Source organism: Veillonella parvula, from assembly GCF_036456085.1.
Taxonomy (GTDB): domain Bacteria; phylum Bacillota; class Negativicutes; order Veillonellales; family Veillonellaceae; genus Veillonella; species Veillonella parvula_E.
This window is the reverse complement of sequence record NZ_CP138632.1, coordinates 1,437,613-1,455,211: the sequence shown is the minus strand read 5'-3', so window position 1 is coordinate 1,455,211 and position 17,599 is coordinate 1,437,613. Positions and strand designations below refer to the sequence as shown.

The window sequence follows — 17,599 nt, the reverse complement described above, 5'->3', positions numbered from 1 at the left end:
CCAGATTCCGTATACAGAGTGTATCACAAAATAAGCTTTTTGACAAGGCTCCCTTCAAATAGTTTACACACTATAACACATGATGATAGAAATCAATTTTCAAGTAATTCATCGGAATGAAGCGCATCGCATAGTATTATTTTATATATTTAGCTAAATGAATGGTAAGTTCTCTAAAATTCTTTGTTCCTTTTGAAAAACTCAATTCTACAAAACCTATGCCGGATGCCCATATTTTTACCTCTAAATCAAAATCAAATGTACCAGCTGTTTCTGTAGAGAATGCAGTTATTTTAGAAAACGGAATAATTAGTACCTCTTTTTTCTTGCCAGTTAAACCTTGTACATCAATTAAAATAACTTTTTTATTAGTAACTACAAACACATCTCTTGGAGCATTAAATTCGTAAATAACTTCTTCATCAAATAATACATGAGAATATAAATCTTTCTTTGTGCCGATTTCGACAGCATTCAATAAATTTAATTTTTTAGAAGCTTGTTGTTCAGACATAGTTTTAATCTCCCTTTATAACAAACTATTTAAAATTTATATTACCAAGACACTTAAATTAATCTTATCCTCTTAACATAATGGTTATTTCAACCCAGCTTGTGCTTTCATATCAACATGATTATTAGTAAATGAGATTTGCATATTAGATCCATCGCTATTTTGCCATTGATAGATTTTAAAAACAACTTCACCAGATACCCCTTCAATAGCAGGCATTTTGCTTTCTGCTGAAGGTTGTCCAGGGTCTCCCATGATATCTTTGACCTGTTCGTATGTCATACCTGTTTGGATTTTATTGTATTTCTCCAAGGTATACTTATTACTAGATACACCGCCGCAACCACTAATTACTAAAGATGCTACAATTAAACCTGCTAATAATACTTTTTTCATAATAAAATCTCCCATTTTAATAATGAAATATATAAAGGTTGCCATTGCAACTCGAACGGCCTATATAAGTGTTCTGTAATTTTTGCTAGGATATGTTTTAATAATATATTGTCCACAAGAGCATTGATAGATCGATTTATCAATATTACCATCCATGTGCACATGAAGTTTTTCTTTAAGCCTAGATAATGGCTTATGGCATTTGATACAAGTAAGTCTATCGTTTTTGATATATGCACCAGTATAGCGGGTGTCATTAACAGCAATTATATTAGGATTGTCATCATCGATTGCTGCTAGTTCTGCTAAAGATATCATATAATCAATTAGTTCCTTGTCGGCATCAGACTCGTCAATTACATTAATTTTAATTTCTTCCATAAAAATCAATTCTCTCAGTGGTTTTTAATTCTTCTAACCCCATAGGAATACCAGATAATCTAGCAAGATTAAAGACTGTAATATCTTTATGATCTTGGATATACTCATCAGGTAATAAAAGCTCTATTGCAAACGTATTAGCTTGTCGCTCTAATTTATCTGTGCAATAGAACGTATGCGCACGTAGAAAAGGTACATTGGCATCACGATGCATGAGCGCATGACCTAGTTCATGTGCACATACGAAACGTTGTAGTGATGCGGATATATTTTGATTAATATGAATAGTACGAATTCTATAATTAGTATTATAGTATCCTAATAAACTTCCCAAATTTTCAAATCTAAGCACAATATTGAGACATTCACATAAGTGAAATGGGTCATTGGTATTGTGTTTTTTTATTAACGATCTAACAATCCCTTTAATATTCATTATTATCACTCCATTTTTTTATATTTTTTAGGGGTGAACTTTTCTTGTGCTAACTTTTTAGCTGTACGAATAGATGTTTCTAGTGAAAGTCTTAATAATTCTTTAGTTTCGTCATCCATTTCTTCACCACCATTATAAAAGGCTAGACCGGATTCTGAATTTAAATCATCTAATATAGATTGAATGCGTTTTTGAATATCTCTCTCTACACGTGGGGAAAAGTTTATTTTTGATTCTGAAAATCTAGGGTCAAGATCAGATTTTTCAATTTTTAAGGCATCTGCAATTTTTTGGATAGTCCCTGCATTAGGGGTTGAACGCATTGCAAAATAACCAGATAGTGTTGATGCGGGGATACCAGTAAGTTTTGATAATTCACCTTGAGTCATATGTGAAGTGTATTTTTTTAAATTCTTTGATATTTGATATCTAAGTTTTTTATCAAAATCACTAAGTTGATTCCTTGGCATAATAAGTTCTCCTTTCTAAATTATCTTTATTATAACGAATAAAATCGTTAAAATCAATATAAATAAAAAATAAAAACGATAAAATTCGTAGTTAAATTTACAAATGGGGTTGACGAAACGAATAAACTCGTTTATATTAGTGTCAAGGAGGTGAGGAGATGGTAATAACCTTAGAAGCTGCTCGTATTAATGCAGGGTATAGTCAAAAGGAAGCTGCAGAACTGTTTGGCGTACATTACCAAACTATTGCAAAGTGGGAAGATGATAACACAAAAATGCCGTTTGATATGGTAAATAAAATTTTAACTACATATGGAATTGAACATAATAATATTTTTTTTGGCAATAAAAACGAGTTTATTCGTTCTATCAGAGAAAAAGCTAAAAAATATAAAGGAGTGTTACAAAAAGGAGATGATTCAAATGAGTGATCTAAAACTATTAGAAAAAAATCACCACGTATAACGATTAGTATACATGGTGATTTAAATTATTGAATTTTTTAAAAGTGCCGATAGAAATGCCATTTACTTGACTTGTTTTAATACTTCATATAAACAACGTGAAACGGAGTAGAAGATGACATCCTCTAATTGTGTTGTTGCAGTACTTACATTGGCACGAATGATAGATTTTGCTATTAGATTACATCCGGCAGAAAGATTAATTTTTTTTAGGGTTTCTTTACAAATGTCATCAACTTCTTTTTGAGTTAAGTTCATTTAACTCACCTCCTAGTGCGGTAATGCCTAGTAAATATGATTTGAAGAAAGAAGAGAGTTTATTTAAAGAATTCTACAGCGTTAATATTTTCGCCATGTACGATTAAGATATTGTCTCCAATAAAGCTATATGAACGGTTACGTGGCATATAAAAACGGTCTAATTCATCCGTGGTGAACGCTCTACCGGCTATATTACCGGCTGAATGCATTTTAACAGAAGTTAAATCGCTGATTAATCTATTAGTGCCATCTTTTAGATAAATGCGTGCATTCATATAGTCACCCCCTTTCTAAGATGATTATACAAATAGAACATAAAAATTTTAAAAAGAGGGCATGAATAATATGTAAAAGATTAAAGAAAAAACAGCAATTAATATAGGTTTGTAAATAGAAAGGAAATAAAGTTTATGAAAGAAATTCAAAATACATTAAAAAATTATATTTTAAAGCGCTTAGATACAACAACTGGGATTAGATCTAGCAAAGATATTCCAGAATTAATTTATGCATACATTGAATTAGAACATGCACAACAAGGTATGGCTAATAGACCGGAAGTAAAGTCAAAAATTGAAGTAGATAAAGCTAGTGTAAAAATTCAAGGCAAAAAAATTAATGTAAATCAGAATTGCCAAGAGGCACAAATAAAAGAAGAGCCTTGTGATGCCAAGGCTCAAATTATAGAAATTATTACTAACGAGATAGGTAAACCAACAAGAACTACTGTCGCTGAAACTCTTCAAAAGCTTTTAAAATAGCTTTGTTATTTTCTAAAAGGATTGAAGAAATTAAGGCAGGTGTAATAGAAAAAATTATCCTATTAGATACGACCGCAAAAGTTTTAATAAGCAGTTTTTCGTTATCAGATAGAGTAGCAGCTAAATCTGGATAATCATCAGTTAAATCATAAATTGCTTTTGAGATTTCATCAGATGTGTCTAATCTAGCTAATATTTCTTTGGTAATATTATTAATTTCATCAATGTTAAGTCCAATATCTTTTGTCATAAGTTTTACCTCTATTTTAAGAATTCATATTTCTTAAAGTTGCGATTATAGATAGCAAAGTAATTTGCTCATTATCATCAACCACTACATAGGGAACAAATTTATTAGGTGTTAAAAATGTAACATTTCTTAATATTGGGTGCAATTGATTAATAAGCTTTGTATTAGCTAACTCAATAGTAGAGAAATCAACATTTATAAAATCAATAAAAAGATTTTCTTGATTCTGCGTTATATCAGCAAAATAAGCAGTTAAAGATGATCCAGATAAATCAGGAGCTACTGATTGAAGTAAATATTCAAGAGTAAAGACGTCTAAACGTTTTGATGAACGTAAAGATTTGGATGATGCTGGAATACATGGGTGATTATCTAAAAAGCTTAATGTATTACAAGTTATTAGATCACCATCAAGCTTACATAAGAATTGTATTTCATAGTTTTTATCATAACTTAAAGCTGTTATAAGAGCAGTTTCAAGCAGCTGCAATTCTTTAATAGTTTTTGTAATCATATTTTCACCTCCTTTCATTAAAGGATAAAAGTGATAGGATATTGGGATTTCGTGGATGGGTTATTGGTAATGCTCCTCACCATCTATGCGTTGCACCTTACAAAGTACACAGAGCATTTCCTTTGTCTTGGCTCATGGTTGTCCTGTTGGAGCAGGAGATTCCATGAATTACCCCAATTTGCAATTAGTAATTACTTACTAATGGGACGTGTACACATCCTTTGCTTTGAAATCATCAAGAACCTGTTGAATAAGATTTGTACCTTTAGATAGTCCAAGTGCATGGGAGCCCCAAGCTTCTGCTTGTGCAACCATAGATTTTCTTACTGGAGAATCCATATCCTCCATAATTCTTGTTGCGGCAGTTTTCATAAATTCAGTACTTCTATTAAAATCTTTTAATTTAGGTGTAATCACCAGAATGTTATCGTAAAGGCTTTTTATCCCTTACATCTACTTGTTACCAAGTAGTTCAGCATATCTCATTATCCTATCACTGCTTGAATTATAACAACAACTTATTAATAAAGATGAAACAAAAATGAAAAGAATGTTAAAGGAGAATATAAAAAGAAAATGGGTCGAAAGAAAAAGATTAAACAACAACTAATATATTACAAACGATACTTACATAATGATGGTGGATATATGGCAATCAAAGTAGAACCAATTCACCATAAAAAACATTTGATAGAACATAACATATTAACAATAAGAGGATAACTATGGATACTATTAAACCTAAATATGTACCAATCAGTACATTGGCCAAGATATGGGGCCGTAGCAAAATGTACATTTACAGAAGAATTGACATGATCCGTAAGGAGGGTAAGTTCAATGAAATCTGTATGCAACTTGGACCACAACAAACATTGGTCCATGTAGATAAATTTGAAATGTGGATGCGTTCGCAACACATGAAATGGTTAAAAGCATAGGAGTAGTAAATATGGATAAGTTCATTACAGCGATACAGTGGCTATTTGGTGTTATTGTATTTGGATTATATGGTGGCATTGAATTTGCACAGTCATGGGGCGATGTTCTTTTTAATGTAGTTAATATAGCAGCATATTCTATTGGGATTTATTTGCTACAAAAAGCTAAACGATTATGGCTATATAACAAGAAAATTAAGGAAATAAAAAGGAAGCAACATGCAGCAATTAGACAGTTGGGAGTTACTACCATATCTAAATAAACGAAGGGATGATTTAAATAAGGCCCTTACGATTGCCAAAGAGCGAGGCACAGAGTTAGCAGCAGCAGAACGGAAATACAGAGTTGAAAAACGTAAAGCTATATTACAGGCAAAACATAATGGAGAAAAAGTATCTCTAATTATGGAACTGGTAAATGGTGATGATGTTATCAGCCAATTACGGTATGAACGAGATGTAGCTAAAACGCTTTATGCCAGTGCTACGGAAGCAATCAATATTTATAAGTTGGATTGTAGATTAGTTGAGGCCCAAATAGCTAGGGACTGGGATAAAAATGCTTAAAAGGACACCGTTAAGAGCAAAAAAAAGAATGGTTTCAAAGAAACCATTAAGCAAGAAAAGTAGAAATAAAAAAAAGAATGATATGGAGTTGGAGAAAATCCGTCCTAAGGTTATAGAGCGAGACCATAGAAAATGTATTTTATGCGGAGCCCCTTATGAAGAGATTCATCATATCAAATATAGGTCAGCAGGAGGAAAAAATAACATAGAAAATCTATGTTGCTTATGCTGGCATTGCCATAGAATTAAAATTCACGCTGGATCACATCCAAGAGAATACAGAAAAGTTTTACAAACAATACTAAAAGAAAGGCATGGATATGAGTACTAAATGGTATGAGAAAGCACTAAATAATACATGCCCGGAATGTAAAAAAGCAATCAAGCATGCTGTAGTATGTCATAGACATAAACAGTTGATATGCATGGATTGCTGCAGTAATTGCCAATACCTAACAAAGTCTCAAGGTGATTGGCATTGTAATTTTGACAAAGAAAAATGACCGTGTCGGGAAACACGGCCATTAAAGTTATGTGATAACTAAAACCTTACATGTTTAGTATATCACGCATAATGGGAAAAGTCTAGTAAAATAGCGGTTTGATAGCTATTTTGTGAGACTAGATAGATACATTAACAACTCAACATAAGGTGATAACTAAATGAGAAGAAGAACAACAATTAAATCTAAAAACATGATGGAAATATCTGATCATGTTACAGGAAATTCATACTATGGCAAACCGGGTAAGAAAGTGCGGAGTGAAAGAAAACAGGTAACGCCGGAAGTCATAAGAAAGAATAACCTTAGAATGGCGGAAAAGCAATTGCGGTTATTAATAGATATGAATTTCAAGGCAGATGATTATTATCTGACACTCACATTTAAGGATGAGGAGGATGAATCAGAAGCCAAAGATAAAATTAGGAAATTTTTCAGGAAGGTCCGGGAATTATTTCAGAAGGCAGAACAAACCTGTAAATACATTTACGTAATGGAAAAGCAAGGGCGCATACATTTCCATGCATTGCTTTCAAGAGGTATTGAATTAACTAGTCAATTATTAAAAAAGCTATGGCCACATGGCTATACAAAAATTGAATACTACAGAGGTGAAGCAGAAGATGCTATAGGGTTAGCTAAATACTTCATGAAAGAAAGAAAATCTGACATTGATCATAAGGATGCGCAGATAAGAAAGAAATGGGTATCTAGTACTAATCTTGAAAAGCCAGAAGTAAAGAAAAAGATACTAAAGGCTACAGAGTGGCGTAAGGATATTAAAGTACCTAATGGATATTACTTAGATAAAGATAGTGTTTATGAAGGGGTAAATAATTATGGATTTCCATTTAGAACATATAGGCTAATTCGATTACCTGATTGGAGGGGAAAATATGAACAGAGAAAATCGACTAAGGCCCTGTCCGTTTTGCGGGAATAAACATATGAGGATTATGACAGGGATAAAAGTAGGGCTAAAACATCATATGGTGGCATGTGATAAATGTGGAGCCGTCACTCATTTTGAAGAGTGGCCAATGTACTTAGATTGTGAAAAGGCATGGAATAAAAGGGCGGATAATTAATGGAAAACAAATATAGAGGAATAGTATTTATTCCTAGAACAACAGGAGAAGCAATCATAAATGCATATGCAATGAATGCATGGAATGATACAGGAAAGTATATCTATTTTACAGAAGCAGGGATATCTGTAGGGGTACATACCACAGATGATGGAATATACACAAATTCATTTATGGATGTAGCTATATGTGCTGCATGGCTAAATGGAGAAATATCAGTTACTGAATTAGAAGAAGTAGATGGCATCTATACAAATAGCATAAAGGAGAATAAGCATGAACAATGTTAATTTAATGGGTAATCTAGCGAGAGACCCAGAAGTAAGATATACAAAGACTGGTAGAGCGGTAGCAACATTTACAGTAGCTGCAAGCAATACTTATATTGATGCTAACACAAAGGAAACAAAGGAACAGACAGCCTTTGTAAACTGTGTAGCTTGGGGAACATTAGCAGAAGAAATAGGGACTTTACGGAAGGGAAATAAATGTTTAGTACAAGGACGAATTCAAACACGATCATATGAAACTCAGAATGGCGAAAAGCGATACATAACAGAAGTAGTTGCAGGTTTTGTGGGAGCAACATTAAATGGGGCTCACAATGAACCATCAAACTTTGATAACTTCAATGATGATGAACAAATACCCTTTTGATAAGGGCAATGCAGAGACATTGCCAATAGAAAAGAAACGAAATAAAGCCCTAGAAAGGGCGGAAAGGTTGATGCGGTAATGGCAAGACCAAAGGATATGTTTTTAAAAGCTAAAACATGTAAGCATGCAGTAAAGTTTACAGGTAATCAAGGATTGTTTGTAAGGACTACTTGTAAATGCCCTAATAAATTAATGCTGCCAGTACCTGATAAAAGGGGAATTAGAGTAAAAATACCCTATATCATGGCTAAGAAATGTATAAATTGTAAGGGTTATATAGATGCTAGAAAAGTAAAGGAGAAAAGAAAATGAGGTATACAATAACAAAATTTAAAATGGAAAGCGGTAAATTTGATATTACTTATACGAAATACGTACAAGGAATGGATGAGCAGCATTCTTTGAAATCGTATGAAAAGCCAAGACCAGAATTCAAGGAAGCACATGTAACAATGAAAGCATTGTTACTATCCAAGTTTGGAGCATTTAAATTCGCTCAAAATATGGTAACAGCATCCGGAATTGAATTTAGATATGGTGGTAAAGATTTCTTTCCAGATGAAGTATCTGGCATTAAAGTAAAGGGATATCTACGCAACAAAGAAAGCGAAGTATGTGTATTTAGCACTAAATGGCTAGATGTTGATAAGGACTTAGCCGAAGACATTAATCTAGTTCTAGGTGAAATTGAAGCATACATTGAAGGAAAACGTGCGCAAGCCAATCTATTTGATGAAGAACAACAAGCCAATGGCAATGCAAACACAAGTGATGCGGAGATCATTGGTGAAGATGATGATTTAGACATGGATGATGCGGATGATATCGCACCATATGAAAATAGTCCATTTAATAGAGCAACGAGGGGATTAAATTAATGAGCAAGAAGCTTATCTATGTTGCCCATCCTTATGGTGGGAAGAAAAGCAATAGAGAAAAGATAGATGTAATCATGAATGAATTAATATTTGCAGATACAGCCAATGATTATGTATCACCTATCCATAACTATGGATTTGTTTATTTGACAGGTGATGAATATCAAAAGGGGTTAGATATTTGTCTAGGACTCTTAGGGCATTGCGACATCCTAGTATTATGTGATGGCTGGGAACAGAGTAGAGGATGTAAAGGTGAATATGAATATGCTCAGAAGCATGGTAAGGCTGTATTCAAACTAGATGAATGGAAGGCATTGAACAGAATATGAAGGTAGAGTTATTTAATGATAATTTTCAGAACTATAAAAGATATGGCATACCAAAAGCACAACTTGTAATAGCTGATATTCCCTATAATTTAGGGGGGGCAGCATATGCAAGTAATCCTATGTGGTATATAGGTGGAGACAATAAAAACGGCGAAAGTAAGAAAGCAGGAAAGGCATTCTTTAATACAGATCATAACTTCAATATTGCAGAATACTTTCATTTCTGTAATCGCTTATTAAAGAAAGAGCCAAAAGAGAGGGGCAAGGCTCCATGTATGATTGTGTTCTGTAGCTATGAACAACAAGCGATGGTAATTGAATATGCCAAGAAACATGGGTTTAAGAACTATATACCAATCTCTTTCATCAAGAATTATTCAGCACAGGCATTAAAAGCTAACATGCGTGTCGTTGGTGCTACAGAATATGCATTGATTTTATATAGAGGGAGACTACCGAAATTTAATAATAATCACAAGATGATATTTAATTGGTTTGAATGGCGTAGGGATAACAAAAACATTATTCCTAAAATCCATCCAACACAAAAGCCTGTATCAGTATTAAAGAGATTGATAGAAATCTTTACTGATGAAGGTGATGTAGTAATAGATCCTGTGGCAGGTAGTGGAGCAACATTAAGAGCAGCTATGGAGTTAGGACGTAGTGCATATGGGTTTGAAATATCAAAAGACTTCTATAGTAAGGCGAAATCAGAAATGTTAAGCGATGTGAAGACACAAACAAGCTTATTAGAATATTGTGAATAGCAGGAGACAAATAGAGATGCAAATGAAATGTCATAGGTGTGATAGATTATTCACACCAGTAGGGTCAGAAAAGCATTGTCCTGATTGTATAGCAGGTAAGCCAATACCAAAGAAGAGAACAGTGGCTGAGGTAAGAGCTGAAATACAAGCGAAACGTGATGCGGAAGAAGCAAAGAAATATAAGTACGAACGGTACTGTATATGTTGTGGTAAGAAATTCTATACAAATAAAACCAACCGGGTAATATGCAGTGATTATGATTGTGAAGAGAAAATGCGTATAGAACGGTTGCAAACTAATAGAGCAAAATACAGAGCCAATACAAAACAGAAGAAGGGAAAATAATCAATGCTAAAGAAAGATAAAAGCAAATGGTGTTGGGTAGATGATGATAGAGCTGGATATCCATATGATACACGGATAGAAGCAATTGAAGATTTTTATAGTGATGATAGAAATGCAGAAGTAACAGAAGTTCATATAGGGCACCCAGAATATTTTGTACCAGAAATTGATGTTGAAAATATCATTGAACAACTACAGTATGATGCTACAGATGAGTTTTATGGGATTGGTGAACTCGCGGATGATTATTTAAGTAATGTAAAAGATGAACATAAGAAAGAATTAGAAATTAAATTAAATGCAGTGATACAAGAATGGGAGCGGCGACATGGGTATAATTTAACTACTTATGCTGCAGCGGGAATAGAAAAATTTCATAGAGTGAAACTAGAGCGGCTAAAATAATTAAAGGGAAATTAAGATATGACGGAAGAGGAAATGCAAAAGAAGTTAGGAAAGCATTTATTCTTAAAGAATATAACTATTCCTAATATAACAATGCATGGAGATGGGAAAGGGGAATATGAAGCAGATTTAATCTACTTCAATCTTAAAGCAAGAGTTGTTACTGAAATAGAAATTAAGGTAAGCATTCAAGATTTTAGAGCAGATTTTAAGAAGAAAAGATACCATGATCATTTACATGTAAGCTATTTGTATTATGCAGTACCACAAGACCTGTATGAAGACCATAAGGATGAAATAGAAAGCCTATTAGGTGATGCGGGATTAATAGTGGTCAATATATCTAATAATAAAAGAGAAGATGCCAGATATATTAAAAGGGCAAAGAAGCGCAAAGATGTAAAGGCATTAAATGAAAGTGAAGTAATTAACTATTTAAGGATTGGTTGTATGAAGTGGGTGAACAGATGAAACTAAATAATGAATTCAAAAAATATATTGTAGATGTTTGTAATTATATTGACATTATGTTTTCTATCGTATTAGTTAGCGTGGTAATAAAAGGCATATTTTATACATTTACAAACAATGATTGGTTAATAGTCGGAATTGCAAGTGCAGGAGTATTATTCTGGCCAAACAAAAAATATATTGCTAAATGGTTACATGTAGATTGGAAGAATGATGGATACAATGAAATGCATTAATAACAATATAGCTGCTCAATTAAGAGGGGGAAAGATAAGAAATCTTAACTGGGATAAAGTGGCAAAACATATTGTAGAATATGGACCTAATATAATGGTATATGCTGGTATTAATGAAGATTGGGATAATACATGTGGAGCTATATATGATCATGGGGAAGTAATCCATGATGATGCCTATGTAACTAGTACATGGGGGGACACCAAGCATCTTTACATATGTAGAAGGAAAAAACAAAAAGATTGATGGTGGGGATGAATACTTTATATATGCAGATGAACATATATATGATTGGACAGAATCAGCGTTGAAAATCGTACAAGGGAAATAGTACAAAGTGCTTGATGCGGGAGGTAGCCATTGACTGAACAGGAATTAATAAGACAAATAACGACTATTGCAGCTAAAACAGCAATAGAAGAATATAGAAAGGAAATAAGTAGGAATGAAAAGGAAACAATAGATACTCTTAGACACAATACAATGAAGCTATTCAAACACTACAATAAGTTAAAGACTTATGTAGAGAATAGTATATCTGACTCATCACAAGCCAAAGACTTATGGCTAGACAAGCTACTAGGGGAGATGTTTGATGATGACAGTAAAGTAATGGTTAAGTCAATCATAAGAAGTAAGGAGCAAACAGAACTTATGATGCGGCACATAGATAACATGATTGATATCTATGATGAGCGTTGTAAATGTCGTAGAGTGAATTATTGTGATTGCGTTAGACGATATTATATTAACGGCGAACAATTGAAAGACATTGGCAGTTCATTAGACCCTAATGTAGATGAACGAACAGTACAACGCTATATCAAAAGAGGATTGGAAGAGATGTCCATTCTTCTGTGGGGATTAACCGGGATTAAAAGTAAATTGTCGTAAAAGTGTCGTGGACGTGTCGTAATGATAAAGATATAATGATAGTGTAAGTAAATATGGAATGAAGAAGAAATAAAGGCACCCACAATAATTAGTGGGTGCTTTTTATGTGGAGATGCAAATGAAAAGAGCAAGGCATGAATGCAGGTATCCTGGATGTCATGAATTAACAACAGATAGATATTGTGAAAAGCATAAAGTTAAGCAAGATAATACAAGACTATCTGCACATGCTAGAGGATATACCTCTAAATGGGATAAAGCTAGGAAAGTATTTCTTGCGGAACATCCAACATGTGAATGCGCTGAATGCAAGGCATCAGGCAATCCATTGGCAGCGAATGTAGTGGATCATATCATTCCTCATAGAGGAGATATGAGATTGTTTTGGGATAGAAACAATTGGCAAGCTATGAATAAACGCTGTCATGATAAGAAAACAGCAAGAGAGAATGGCGGCTTTGGTAATATAGCTAAACGATAATGATAAATAGTGAGAATACCCCCCTATTTAAAAATGTTTGGGCATTGAAAACCCAGACCGTGTGGCTCCTTTCTTCGTAAAAAGTTCGTGAAATAAACTATTTCTGAGAAACGAAAATTTTATAGGCAATGAAAAGAGGTGAAAAAGTAGTGGGCCGAAATGCAAAACCTATAGATTTGATCATGGCTGATGGGAACAAACGACATTTAACAAAAGCCGAAATTGAACATAGAAAAAACACAGAAATACGTTTTGGAAATGATAAATTAGTATGTCCAAAACATATAAAAAATGACAAAATTGCATATGCAAAATGGAAAGAATTAATAAGGCTATATAAAGATTTTGATTTTGTAGCATCTGGAGATGTTGGAATGCTCGGCCGCTACTGTATGGCCTATAGTGAGTATATGGATTTACTAGAACGTAGGACAACGGTATGTCAGTTGATGCCTAAAGTTGACGATGATGAGAATGAAATAATTAAAGATCAATTAGACGCTGGAAATGTACATCCAAAACGTATTCAGAAGATGATAGAGAAATATGAATATATATTATCATTTGGTGGAATAATTTCATTAGATAAGGCCATTAATGCGAAGATGGATGCATTGGTTAAAATGGAAGATAGATTATTCTTGAATCCATTGGCTAAAATTAAAAATGTACCTAAGAAACCACCAGAGGAAGAAAAAACAGAATTAGATCAGAATGGATTTGGTGATATATGACAATAAAGGAAGAGTTAATACAATATGCTAAAGACTGTATTAATGACACCAAGCATTGTTGCCAGAAACATAGATGGGCATGTGAAAGATTTCTGAGGGATATAAGTCGTGAAGGAACGGATGAATTCCCTTATATCTTTGATGATGCAAAAGCAGAGAGATTTTATAAATGGGCAAGTTTACATAAGCATACTAAAGGTGTGCTAGTAAATACGCCCATTATTTTTACACCAATACAGCGCTTTATATTTGGTAATATTTATGGATGGATTCATAAAGATACTGGGTATAGACGATTTACAAAAGCATATTGGCAAGTGGGAAGGAAAAATGCAAAATCTCAATCATTAGGTCTAGTTGGTGATTATGAATTAATGGCACTTGGTGAAGATAATTCAGAAGTTTATATTGGTGCGACTAAAACGCTCCAGGCAAAAATCATTTACAATGAAGTATTGGCAATGCTTAAAAAATCAAGTGCTTTGTTTAAAGGCAAATGGAAAGAAGCATATAGTACGATTGTACATATTAAAAGTAATTCAATAATGCGTGCATTGTCTAAAGATGATGGAAAAACTGGTGATGGTTTAAATCCACAATGTGGACTGATTGATGAATATCATGCGCATCCAACAGATGAAATATTGGAAGTTATTAAGACAGGGATGATTGCACGGCGCCAACCTTTATTGTTTATTATTACAACAGCCGGTAATAATTTAGGTGGGCCTTGCTACAGAATTGAATATCCATTAGTAAGTCAAATCTTAAATCCGGATATCGAATTTGATATTCCGGATTATTTTTGTATGGTGAATGAATTAGACCGAGATGAAGAAGGGAATCTAATCGATGATATAAACGATGAAGAGTGCTGGATAAAAGCCAATCCAATTGCAGCTACATATGAGGTAGGATTAAAGAATATCAGAAGTAATTATATGTCAGCGATAAAGAGCCCAGAAAAGATGGTGTCATTTATGACTAAGAATATGAATATATGGGTTAAACAATCAGCGCAGTCATATATTGATATGGCAAAATGGAAGGCACGAGGAAGATTAAATGAGGACTTTGAAAACGATTTAGGAATATCACTATATGGATATGATGCATATGTAGGTATTGACGTATCAAAAACAATTGACCTTACAGCTGCTGGGATAGTAATCCCGGTAGATATTAATAACAGTAAGAAATTTATTACTTTAGCACACGGTTTTATACCAGAGGAAACAGTACAAACAAAAGAACGAACAGATAAAATTCCATATAGACTATGGAGTGAAAGAGGATGGCTAACAATTACTCCAGGTGAAATTGTTGATTATCGATTTATGACTAAGTGGATTGAAGAAACATTGAATAAATATGGATTAAATATTAAAGATGTTTGTTATGATCCATATAATGCTACTCACTATACCCAAGAATTAGAATCAAATAAGGGATGGGGAATTGTAGAAATCAGACAAGGTATTATTACATTGTCTGAACCTACAAAGTCATTCAGAGCAGAAACATATCAAGGCAATATATTGCACCCAACTAATGATTTATTAGATTGGGCAATTAGTAATGCTGTAACTAAAGTTGATGCTCAAGAAAATATTATGTTAGATAAAGCCAAAAGTACTGAACGAATTGACCCAATAGCAGCCGTAATAAATGCTTACACAAGGGCAAAAGTAGCGGCTGATGATGATTTAAGTATGTACATAATGAGTGATGAGTTTAGTCTATAGGAGTAGAAATGAAATACATAAAAATAATAGGAAGTATAATTGATGATCTGCTATTTACAATAGGAGCCATCTTTTTTTGCATCGGAGGATTTATGATCCATACGATAGTAGGCATATATAGTGTTGCGTTGGCCGCCTGTGTACTTGGATATATCATTGGAACGGCATACCATGTTGAAAGAAAAGGAACGAGGGATAGACCATATGGAGAATAGGAAAGGAGATATAACAATTGATACTAAGAAAATTTATTGAAAAAAGGGATGGCTATATGCAGCCTAATCATGTTGATGCGGATTCAATTATAGATTTCTTAGGAACATCAACAAATAAATTTATGCGGGTAAGTGATGTTATAAAAAACTCAAATGTATTTGCCTGTGTCAGTATCTTGGCAGATGATTTAGCAAAACTCCCAATCCATACATATTATGGAGATGGAGATAGAACAAAAGGGATGAAACATCCTGTAGCAGAATTGTTATATACAAGGCCTAACCATTTAATGAGTGCATTTACATTGAAACAAACATTACAAATGCATGTGGGGTTGTATGGCAATGCCTTCGCATTTATAGACTGGGGAAATGATGGATTTCCCAAAGCAATATGGCCATTAGAACCATCATCTACTGTTCCATATTTAGATGTAAAAACTGGGCGATTAACATATCAAACACAAACATTACAAGGTGAAACAATTACATTACAACCATCTGATGTACTGCATTTTAAAACAATGGCTAGAGATGGCATTGTAGGTAAAGCACCATGGAGAACATTGGTTGATGAATTACGAGGGCAGAATTCAACGAAAGAATTTATCAGCAATTTCTACAAGAATGGAACATTAGTATCCGGTGTATTGCAGACAGATTCGAAAATAAATCAAGAAGCAAAGGATAAGTTGAGGAAAGATTTTGCAAGCCGATATGCGAGTCCAGATAATGCTGGTAAAACAGTTGTATTGGATATGGGTTTAAAATTTCAGACCATAGGTATGCAGCTTGATCAAGCACAATTTATTGAGACGCAAAAATTTGGGATTAATGAAGTGGCTAAAGTTTACCGGGTACCTCCTCATAAATTAGCACAACTAGATAGAGCAACCTATGCAAATGCGGAAGCAATGGGGCTTGAATATATCAAGTCAACACTGCTTCCTATTTTTATGCAATGGGAACAAGAACTAAATTACAAACTATTTACCAAAATAGAACGGCAACAATATTATGTAAAGTTTAATGCTGATGCGGAACTTCGAGGAGATAGTAAGTCTAGGGCTGAATACTACACAAAGATGATTCAGACTGGTGTATACACACTAAATGAAGTGCGAGCCATGGAAGAGCAAAAGCCTATGAATGATGGCATGGGTGATAAGCATTTTATATCTCTAAATTATACGACTACCGATAATTTGGAGAAATTACAACTGGCAAAAATTAAAGCTGGTGAAGACTTAACAGTGAAAGGAGGTGAGGGGAATGGACAAGGAACGGAGAACACTTCAGACCAAGATAGAAATCCGGAAGGTGGAGAATGATAACGGTGAGTTACCATATATCGAAGGTTATGCATTGAAGTTTGGAACTCGGTCAGAAAATATGGGTGGCTTTGTGGAAATGTTATCTAAAAACTGTTTGGATAATACAGACATGAATAATGTCGTTGCTTTGTATAACCATGATGAAAGTTATCCATTGGCACGTAATACTGTGCCATCAGGGGCGGGGTCATTGGAGCTTAAAGTTGATGACACTGGTTTGTATTTTAGATTAACACCAACGGAAACAACATATGCAAAAGATTTAATTACAAATCTTGATGCGGGTGTTGTAGGTCAATGCTCATTTGCATTTTCATTGGCTCCAAGTGGTTCTGAATGGATATGGGATGAAGATGATAAGGTATACATTCGAACAATTACGGCGATCAAACGCTTATGGGATGTTTCGATTGTTACGACACCGGCATATCCAGATACAGAAGCAGATACGGCAAAACGTGATTTGGAAGAGTTCAAAAGGACTCAACAAAATGAACTAGATGAAGTTCGAAAACGCAAATTAGCAATTGAATTAGAATTATTGGAGGGATAAA

The 17,599-nt window shown here is 33.8% G+C and carries 35 protein-coding genes; 25 read left to right on the top strand and 10 right to left on the bottom strand.

Annotation, left to right across the window (positions count from 1 at the left end; all coding sequences use genetic code 11):
• Positions 1-136: 136 nt before the first annotated feature.
• The 5 genes from PK1910_RS07035 to PK1910_RS07015 form a co-directional block, all read right to left on the bottom strand.
• The gene (locus PK1910_RS07035) at positions 137-514 is read right to left on the bottom strand and encodes a PH domain-containing protein (RefSeq protein ID WP_072210705.1); all 378 of its coding nucleotides are present in this window, start codon (positions 512-514) and stop codon (positions 137-139) included.
• 84 nt (positions 515-598) lie between these two features.
• Positions 599-910, bottom strand: coding sequence for a DUF3862 domain-containing protein (locus PK1910_RS07030; protein ID WP_058948244.1), 312 nt, complete (start codon positions 908-910; stop codon positions 599-601).
• 60 nt (positions 911-970) lie between these two features.
• Positions 971-1,291, bottom strand: coding sequence for a hypothetical protein (locus PK1910_RS07025; protein WP_058948243.1), 321 nt, complete (start codon positions 1,289-1,291; stop codon positions 971-973).
• Positions 1,278-1,727, bottom strand: coding sequence for an ImmA/IrrE family metallo-endopeptidase (locus PK1910_RS07020; protein WP_058948242.1), 450 nt, complete (start codon positions 1,725-1,727; stop codon positions 1,278-1,280). Before PK1910_RS07020 ends, PK1910_RS07025 begins: the two co-directional genes overlap by 14 nt.
• A gap of 5 nt (positions 1,728-1,732) precedes the next feature.
• A complete protein-coding gene (locus PK1910_RS07015) occupies positions 1,733-2,197 on the bottom strand; it encodes a helix-turn-helix domain-containing protein (protein WP_058948241.1) in 465 nt (154 codons plus the stop codon).
• A 158-nt stretch (positions 2,198-2,355) separates the two neighbouring features.
• On the opposite strand from PK1910_RS07015, the gene PK1910_RS07010 reads away from it, so the two are divergent.
• Positions 2,356-2,628 carry a helix-turn-helix transcriptional regulator gene (locus PK1910_RS07010; RefSeq protein ID WP_058948240.1) on the top strand — a complete coding sequence of 91 codons (273 nt, stop codon included), beginning with the start codon at positions 2,356-2,358 and terminating at the stop codon, positions 2,626-2,628.
• A gap of 96 nt (positions 2,629-2,724) precedes the next feature.
• Here the strand turns inward: PK1910_RS07010 and PK1910_RS07005 are convergent, their stop codons facing one another.
• Complete coding sequence (locus tag PK1910_RS07005; protein WP_058948239.1) at positions 2,725-2,919, bottom strand: hypothetical protein; 195 nt, start codon at positions 2,917-2,919, stop codon at positions 2,725-2,727.
• A gap of 59 nt (positions 2,920-2,978) precedes the next feature.
• A complete protein-coding gene (locus tag PK1910_RS07000; protein WP_058948238.1) occupies positions 2,979-3,197 on the bottom strand; it encodes a hypothetical protein in 219 nt (72 codons plus the stop codon).
• A gap of 135 nt (positions 3,198-3,332) precedes the next feature.
• On the opposite strand from PK1910_RS07000, the gene PK1910_RS06995 reads away from it, so the two are divergent.
• Positions 3,333-3,683 (top strand): hypothetical protein, encoded by a 351-nt coding sequence (locus PK1910_RS06995; protein WP_058948237.1) that lies wholly within the window; start codon positions 3,333-3,335, stop codon positions 3,681-3,683.
• On the opposite strand, the gene PK1910_RS06990 is transcribed toward PK1910_RS06995, so the two are convergent.
• The 3 genes from PK1910_RS06990 to PK1910_RS06980 all read right to left on the bottom strand — a co-directional run bounded on the left by PK1910_RS06990 (position 3,646) and on the right by PK1910_RS06980 (position 4,819).
• The gene (locus tag PK1910_RS06990) at positions 3,646-3,933 is read right to left on the bottom strand and encodes a hypothetical protein (protein ID WP_058948236.1); all 288 of its coding nucleotides are present in this window, start codon (positions 3,931-3,933) and stop codon (positions 3,646-3,648) included. The two genes, PK1910_RS06995 and PK1910_RS06990, sit on opposite strands and share 38 nt — an antisense overlap.
• A gap of 16 nt (positions 3,934-3,949) precedes the next feature.
• The gene (locus PK1910_RS06985; RefSeq protein WP_058948235.1) at positions 3,950-4,447 is read right to left on the bottom strand and encodes a hypothetical protein; all 498 of its coding nucleotides are present in this window, start codon (positions 4,445-4,447) and stop codon (positions 3,950-3,952) included.
• 198 nt (positions 4,448-4,645) lie between these two features.
• Positions 4,646-4,819 (bottom strand): hypothetical protein, encoded by a 174-nt coding sequence (locus tag PK1910_RS06980; RefSeq protein ID WP_331298507.1) that lies wholly within the window; start codon positions 4,817-4,819, stop codon positions 4,646-4,648.
• 353 nt (positions 4,820-5,172) lie between these two features.
• On the opposite strand from PK1910_RS06980, the gene PK1910_RS06975 reads away from it, so the two are divergent.
• The 23 genes from PK1910_RS06975 (at position 5,173) to PK1910_RS06865 (ending at position 17,598) form a co-directional block, all read left to right on the top strand.
• Positions 5,173-5,388, top strand: a complete 216-nt coding sequence (locus tag PK1910_RS06975; RefSeq protein ID WP_058948234.1) for a hypothetical protein — start codon at positions 5,173-5,175, stop codon at positions 5,386-5,388.
• A gap of 11 nt (positions 5,389-5,399) precedes the next feature.
• Positions 5,400-5,651, top strand: a complete 252-nt coding sequence (locus tag PK1910_RS06970) for a hypothetical protein (RefSeq protein ID WP_058948233.1) — start codon at positions 5,400-5,402, stop codon at positions 5,649-5,651.
• Positions 5,608-5,955, top strand: a complete 348-nt coding sequence (locus PK1910_RS06965; RefSeq protein WP_058948232.1) for a hypothetical protein — start codon at positions 5,608-5,610, stop codon at positions 5,953-5,955. Before PK1910_RS06970 ends, PK1910_RS06965 begins: the two co-directional genes overlap by 44 nt.
• Positions 5,948-6,286 carry an HNH endonuclease gene (locus tag PK1910_RS06960; protein WP_058948231.1) on the top strand — a complete coding sequence of 113 codons (339 nt, stop codon included), beginning with the start codon at positions 5,948-5,950 and terminating at the stop codon, positions 6,284-6,286. Before PK1910_RS06965 ends, PK1910_RS06960 begins: the two co-directional genes overlap by 8 nt.
• 332 nt (positions 6,287-6,618) lie before the next feature.
• A complete protein-coding gene (locus tag PK1910_RS06955; RefSeq protein WP_058948229.1) occupies positions 6,619-7,401 on the top strand; it encodes a rolling circle replication-associated protein in 783 nt (260 codons plus the stop codon).
• Positions 7,402-7,414: 13 nt separating this feature from the next.
• The gene (locus tag PK1910_RS06950; RefSeq protein WP_256305254.1) at positions 7,415-7,546 is read left to right on the top strand and encodes a hypothetical protein; all 132 of its coding nucleotides are present in this window, start codon (positions 7,415-7,417) and stop codon (positions 7,544-7,546) included.
• Entirely contained in the window at positions 7,546-7,836 is a 291-nt protein-coding gene (locus PK1910_RS06945) for a hypothetical protein (RefSeq protein ID WP_058948228.1), read from the top strand. The genes PK1910_RS06950 and PK1910_RS06945 overlap by 1 nt, the downstream gene beginning before the upstream one ends.
• Entirely contained in the window at positions 7,823-8,203 is a 381-nt protein-coding gene (locus PK1910_RS06940; protein WP_058948227.1) for a single-stranded DNA-binding protein, read from the top strand. The genes PK1910_RS06945 and PK1910_RS06940 overlap by 14 nt, the downstream gene beginning before the upstream one ends.
• A 78-nt stretch (positions 8,204-8,281) precedes the next feature.
• Positions 8,282-8,515, top strand: coding sequence for a hypothetical protein (locus tag PK1910_RS06935; protein WP_058948226.1), 234 nt, complete (start codon positions 8,282-8,284; stop codon positions 8,513-8,515).
• A complete protein-coding gene (locus tag PK1910_RS06930) occupies positions 8,512-9,081 on the top strand; it encodes a hypothetical protein (protein WP_058948225.1) in 570 nt (189 codons plus the stop codon). The genes PK1910_RS06935 and PK1910_RS06930 overlap by 4 nt, the downstream gene beginning before the upstream one ends.
• Positions 9,081-9,413 carry a DUF4406 domain-containing protein gene (locus PK1910_RS06925; protein ID WP_058948224.1) on the top strand — a complete coding sequence of 111 codons (333 nt, stop codon included), beginning with the start codon at positions 9,081-9,083 and terminating at the stop codon, positions 9,411-9,413. The genes PK1910_RS06930 and PK1910_RS06925 overlap by 1 nt, the downstream gene beginning before the upstream one ends.
• Positions 9,389-10,183, top strand: a complete 795-nt coding sequence (locus PK1910_RS06920) for a DNA-methyltransferase (RefSeq protein WP_331298504.1) — start codon at positions 9,389-9,391, stop codon at positions 10,181-10,183. Before PK1910_RS06925 ends, PK1910_RS06920 begins: the two co-directional genes overlap by 25 nt.
• Before the next feature lie 22 nt (positions 10,184-10,205).
• Entirely contained in the window at positions 10,206-10,529 is a 324-nt protein-coding gene (locus PK1910_RS06915; RefSeq protein WP_331298503.1) for a hypothetical protein, read from the top strand.
• 3 nt (positions 10,530-10,532) lie between these two features.
• Positions 10,533-10,934: a hypothetical protein gene (locus PK1910_RS06910; RefSeq protein WP_058948221.1), complete on the top strand. Its 402-nt coding sequence runs from the start codon at positions 10,533-10,535 to the stop codon at positions 10,932-10,934.
• An 18-nt stretch (positions 10,935-10,952) separates the two neighbouring features.
• The gene (locus PK1910_RS06905; protein WP_058948220.1) at positions 10,953-11,405 is read left to right on the top strand and encodes an MmcB family DNA repair protein; all 453 of its coding nucleotides are present in this window, start codon (positions 10,953-10,955) and stop codon (positions 11,403-11,405) included.
• Positions 11,402-11,641, top strand: coding sequence for a hypothetical protein (locus PK1910_RS06900; RefSeq protein ID WP_058948219.1), 240 nt, complete (start codon positions 11,402-11,404; stop codon positions 11,639-11,641). Before PK1910_RS06905 ends, PK1910_RS06900 begins: the two co-directional genes overlap by 4 nt.
• Positions 11,619-11,888 carry a hypothetical protein gene (locus PK1910_RS06895; RefSeq protein ID WP_058948218.1) on the top strand — a complete coding sequence of 90 codons (270 nt, stop codon included), beginning with the start codon at positions 11,619-11,621 and terminating at the stop codon, positions 11,886-11,888. Before PK1910_RS06900 ends, PK1910_RS06895 begins: the two co-directional genes overlap by 23 nt.
• 114 nt (positions 11,889-12,002) lie before the next feature.
• Positions 12,003-12,536 (top strand): hypothetical protein, encoded by a 534-nt coding sequence (locus PK1910_RS06890; protein ID WP_058948217.1) that lies wholly within the window; start codon positions 12,003-12,005, stop codon positions 12,534-12,536.
• Positions 12,537-12,654: 118 nt separating this feature from the next.
• A complete protein-coding gene (locus PK1910_RS06885) occupies positions 12,655-13,017 on the top strand; it encodes an HNH endonuclease signature motif containing protein (RefSeq protein WP_072210703.1) in 363 nt (120 codons plus the stop codon).
• A 182-nt stretch (positions 13,018-13,199) separates the two neighbouring features.
• The gene (locus PK1910_RS06880; protein WP_331298501.1) at positions 13,200-13,751 is read left to right on the top strand and encodes a terminase; all 552 of its coding nucleotides are present in this window, start codon (positions 13,200-13,202) and stop codon (positions 13,749-13,751) included.
• A complete protein-coding gene (locus PK1910_RS06875) occupies positions 13,748-15,496 on the top strand; it encodes a terminase large subunit (RefSeq protein ID WP_058948215.1) in 1,749 nt (582 codons plus the stop codon). The genes PK1910_RS06880 and PK1910_RS06875 overlap by 4 nt, the downstream gene beginning before the upstream one ends.
• A 232-nt stretch (positions 15,497-15,728) precedes the next feature.
• On the top strand, positions 15,729-17,042 hold the full coding sequence (locus PK1910_RS06870) for a phage portal protein (protein WP_316146165.1): 1,314 nt from the start codon (positions 15,729-15,731) through the stop codon (positions 17,040-17,042).
• Complete coding sequence (locus PK1910_RS06865) at positions 16,984-17,598, top strand: HK97 family phage prohead protease (protein WP_058948213.1); 615 nt, start codon at positions 16,984-16,986, stop codon at positions 17,596-17,598. Before PK1910_RS06870 ends, PK1910_RS06865 begins: the two co-directional genes overlap by 59 nt.
• Position 17,599: the final 1 nt, after the last annotated feature.

Coding starts and splice junctions, on each gene's coding strand:
- PK1910_RS06925 (WP_058948224.1), top strand. CDS start 9,081: ATGAGCAAGAAGCTTATCTATGTTGCCCATCCTTATGGTGGGAAGAAA.
- PK1910_RS06885 (WP_072210703.1), top strand. CDS start 12,655: ATGAAAAGAGCAAGGCATGAATGCAGGTATCCTGGATGTCATGAATTA.
- PK1910_RS06980 (WP_331298507.1), bottom strand. CDS start 4,819: ATGAAAACTGCCGCAACAAGAATTATGGAGGATATGGATTCTCCAGTA.
- PK1910_RS07010 (WP_058948240.1), top strand. CDS start 2,356: ATGGTAATAACCTTAGAAGCTGCTCGTATTAATGCAGGGTATAGTCAA.
- PK1910_RS06985 (WP_058948235.1), bottom strand. CDS start 4,447: ATGATTACAAAAACTATTAAAGAATTGCAGCTGCTTGAAACTGCTCTT.
- PK1910_RS06955 (WP_058948229.1), top strand. CDS start 6,619: ATGAGAAGAAGAACAACAATTAAATCTAAAAACATGATGGAAATATCT.
- PK1910_RS06920 (WP_331298504.1), top strand. CDS start 9,389: ATGGAAGGCATTGAACAGAATATGAAGGTAGAGTTATTTAATGATAAT.
- PK1910_RS07025 (WP_058948243.1), bottom strand. CDS start 1,291: ATGGAAGAAATTAAAATTAATGTAATTGACGAGTCTGATGCCGACAAG.
- PK1910_RS06965 (WP_058948232.1), top strand. CDS start 5,608: ATGCAGCAATTAGACAGTTGGGAGTTACTACCATATCTAAATAAACGA.
- PK1910_RS06940 (WP_058948227.1), top strand. CDS start 7,823: ATGAACAATGTTAATTTAATGGGTAATCTAGCGAGAGACCCAGAAGTA.
- PK1910_RS06995 (WP_058948237.1), top strand. CDS start 3,333: ATGAAAGAAATTCAAAATACATTAAAAAATTATATTTTAAAGCGCTTA.
- PK1910_RS07030 (WP_058948244.1), bottom strand. CDS start 910: ATGAAAAAAGTATTATTAGCAGGTTTAATTGTAGCATCTTTAGTAATT.
- PK1910_RS07005 (WP_058948239.1), bottom strand. CDS start 2,919: ATGAACTTAACTCAAAAAGAAGTTGATGACATTTGTAAAGAAACCCTA.
- PK1910_RS06915 (WP_331298503.1), top strand. CDS start 10,206: ATGAAATGTCATAGGTGTGATAGATTATTCACACCAGTAGGGTCAGAA.
- PK1910_RS07000 (WP_058948238.1), bottom strand. CDS start 3,197: ATGAATGCACGCATTTATCTAAAAGATGGCACTAATAGATTAATCAGC.
- PK1910_RS07015 (WP_058948241.1), bottom strand. CDS start 2,197: ATGCCAAGGAATCAACTTAGTGATTTTGATAAAAAACTTAGATATCAA.
- PK1910_RS06900 (WP_058948219.1), top strand. CDS start 11,402: ATGAAACTAAATAATGAATTCAAAAAATATATTGTAGATGTTTGTAAT.
- PK1910_RS06910 (WP_058948221.1), top strand. CDS start 10,533: ATGCTAAAGAAAGATAAAAGCAAATGGTGTTGGGTAGATGATGATAGA.
- PK1910_RS06865 (WP_058948213.1), top strand. CDS start 16,984: ATGGACAAGGAACGGAGAACACTTCAGACCAAGATAGAAATCCGGAAG.
- PK1910_RS06905 (WP_058948220.1), top strand. CDS start 10,953: ATGACGGAAGAGGAAATGCAAAAGAAGTTAGGAAAGCATTTATTCTTA.
- PK1910_RS06930 (WP_058948225.1), top strand. CDS start 8,512: ATGAGGTATACAATAACAAAATTTAAAATGGAAAGCGGTAAATTTGAT.
- PK1910_RS06970 (WP_058948233.1), top strand. CDS start 5,400: ATGGATAAGTTCATTACAGCGATACAGTGGCTATTTGGTGTTATTGTA.
- PK1910_RS06895 (WP_058948218.1), top strand. CDS start 11,619: ATGGATACAATGAAATGCATTAATAACAATATAGCTGCTCAATTAAGA.
- PK1910_RS06945 (WP_058948228.1), top strand. CDS start 7,546: ATGGAAAACAAATATAGAGGAATAGTATTTATTCCTAGAACAACAGGA.
- PK1910_RS06975 (WP_058948234.1), top strand. CDS start 5,173: ATGGATACTATTAAACCTAAATATGTACCAATCAGTACATTGGCCAAG.
- PK1910_RS06990 (WP_058948236.1), bottom strand. CDS start 3,933: ATGACAAAAGATATTGGACTTAACATTGATGAAATTAATAATATTACC.
- PK1910_RS06960 (WP_058948231.1), top strand. CDS start 5,948: ATGCTTAAAAGGACACCGTTAAGAGCAAAAAAAAGAATGGTTTCAAAG.
- PK1910_RS06875 (WP_058948215.1), top strand. CDS start 13,748: ATGACAATAAAGGAAGAGTTAATACAATATGCTAAAGACTGTATTAAT.
- PK1910_RS06880 (WP_331298501.1), top strand. CDS start 13,200: ATGGCTGATGGGAACAAACGACATTTAACAAAAGCCGAAATTGAACAT.
- PK1910_RS07020 (WP_058948242.1), bottom strand. CDS start 1,727: ATGAATATTAAAGGGATTGTTAGATCGTTAATAAAAAAACACAATACC.
- PK1910_RS07035 (WP_072210705.1), bottom strand. CDS start 514: ATGTCTGAACAACAAGCTTCTAAAAAATTAAATTTATTGAATGCTGTC.
- PK1910_RS06935 (WP_058948226.1), top strand. CDS start 8,282: ATGGCAAGACCAAAGGATATGTTTTTAAAAGCTAAAACATGTAAGCAT.
- PK1910_RS06950 (WP_256305254.1), top strand. CDS start 7,415: ATGACAGGGATAAAAGTAGGGCTAAAACATCATATGGTGGCATGTGAT.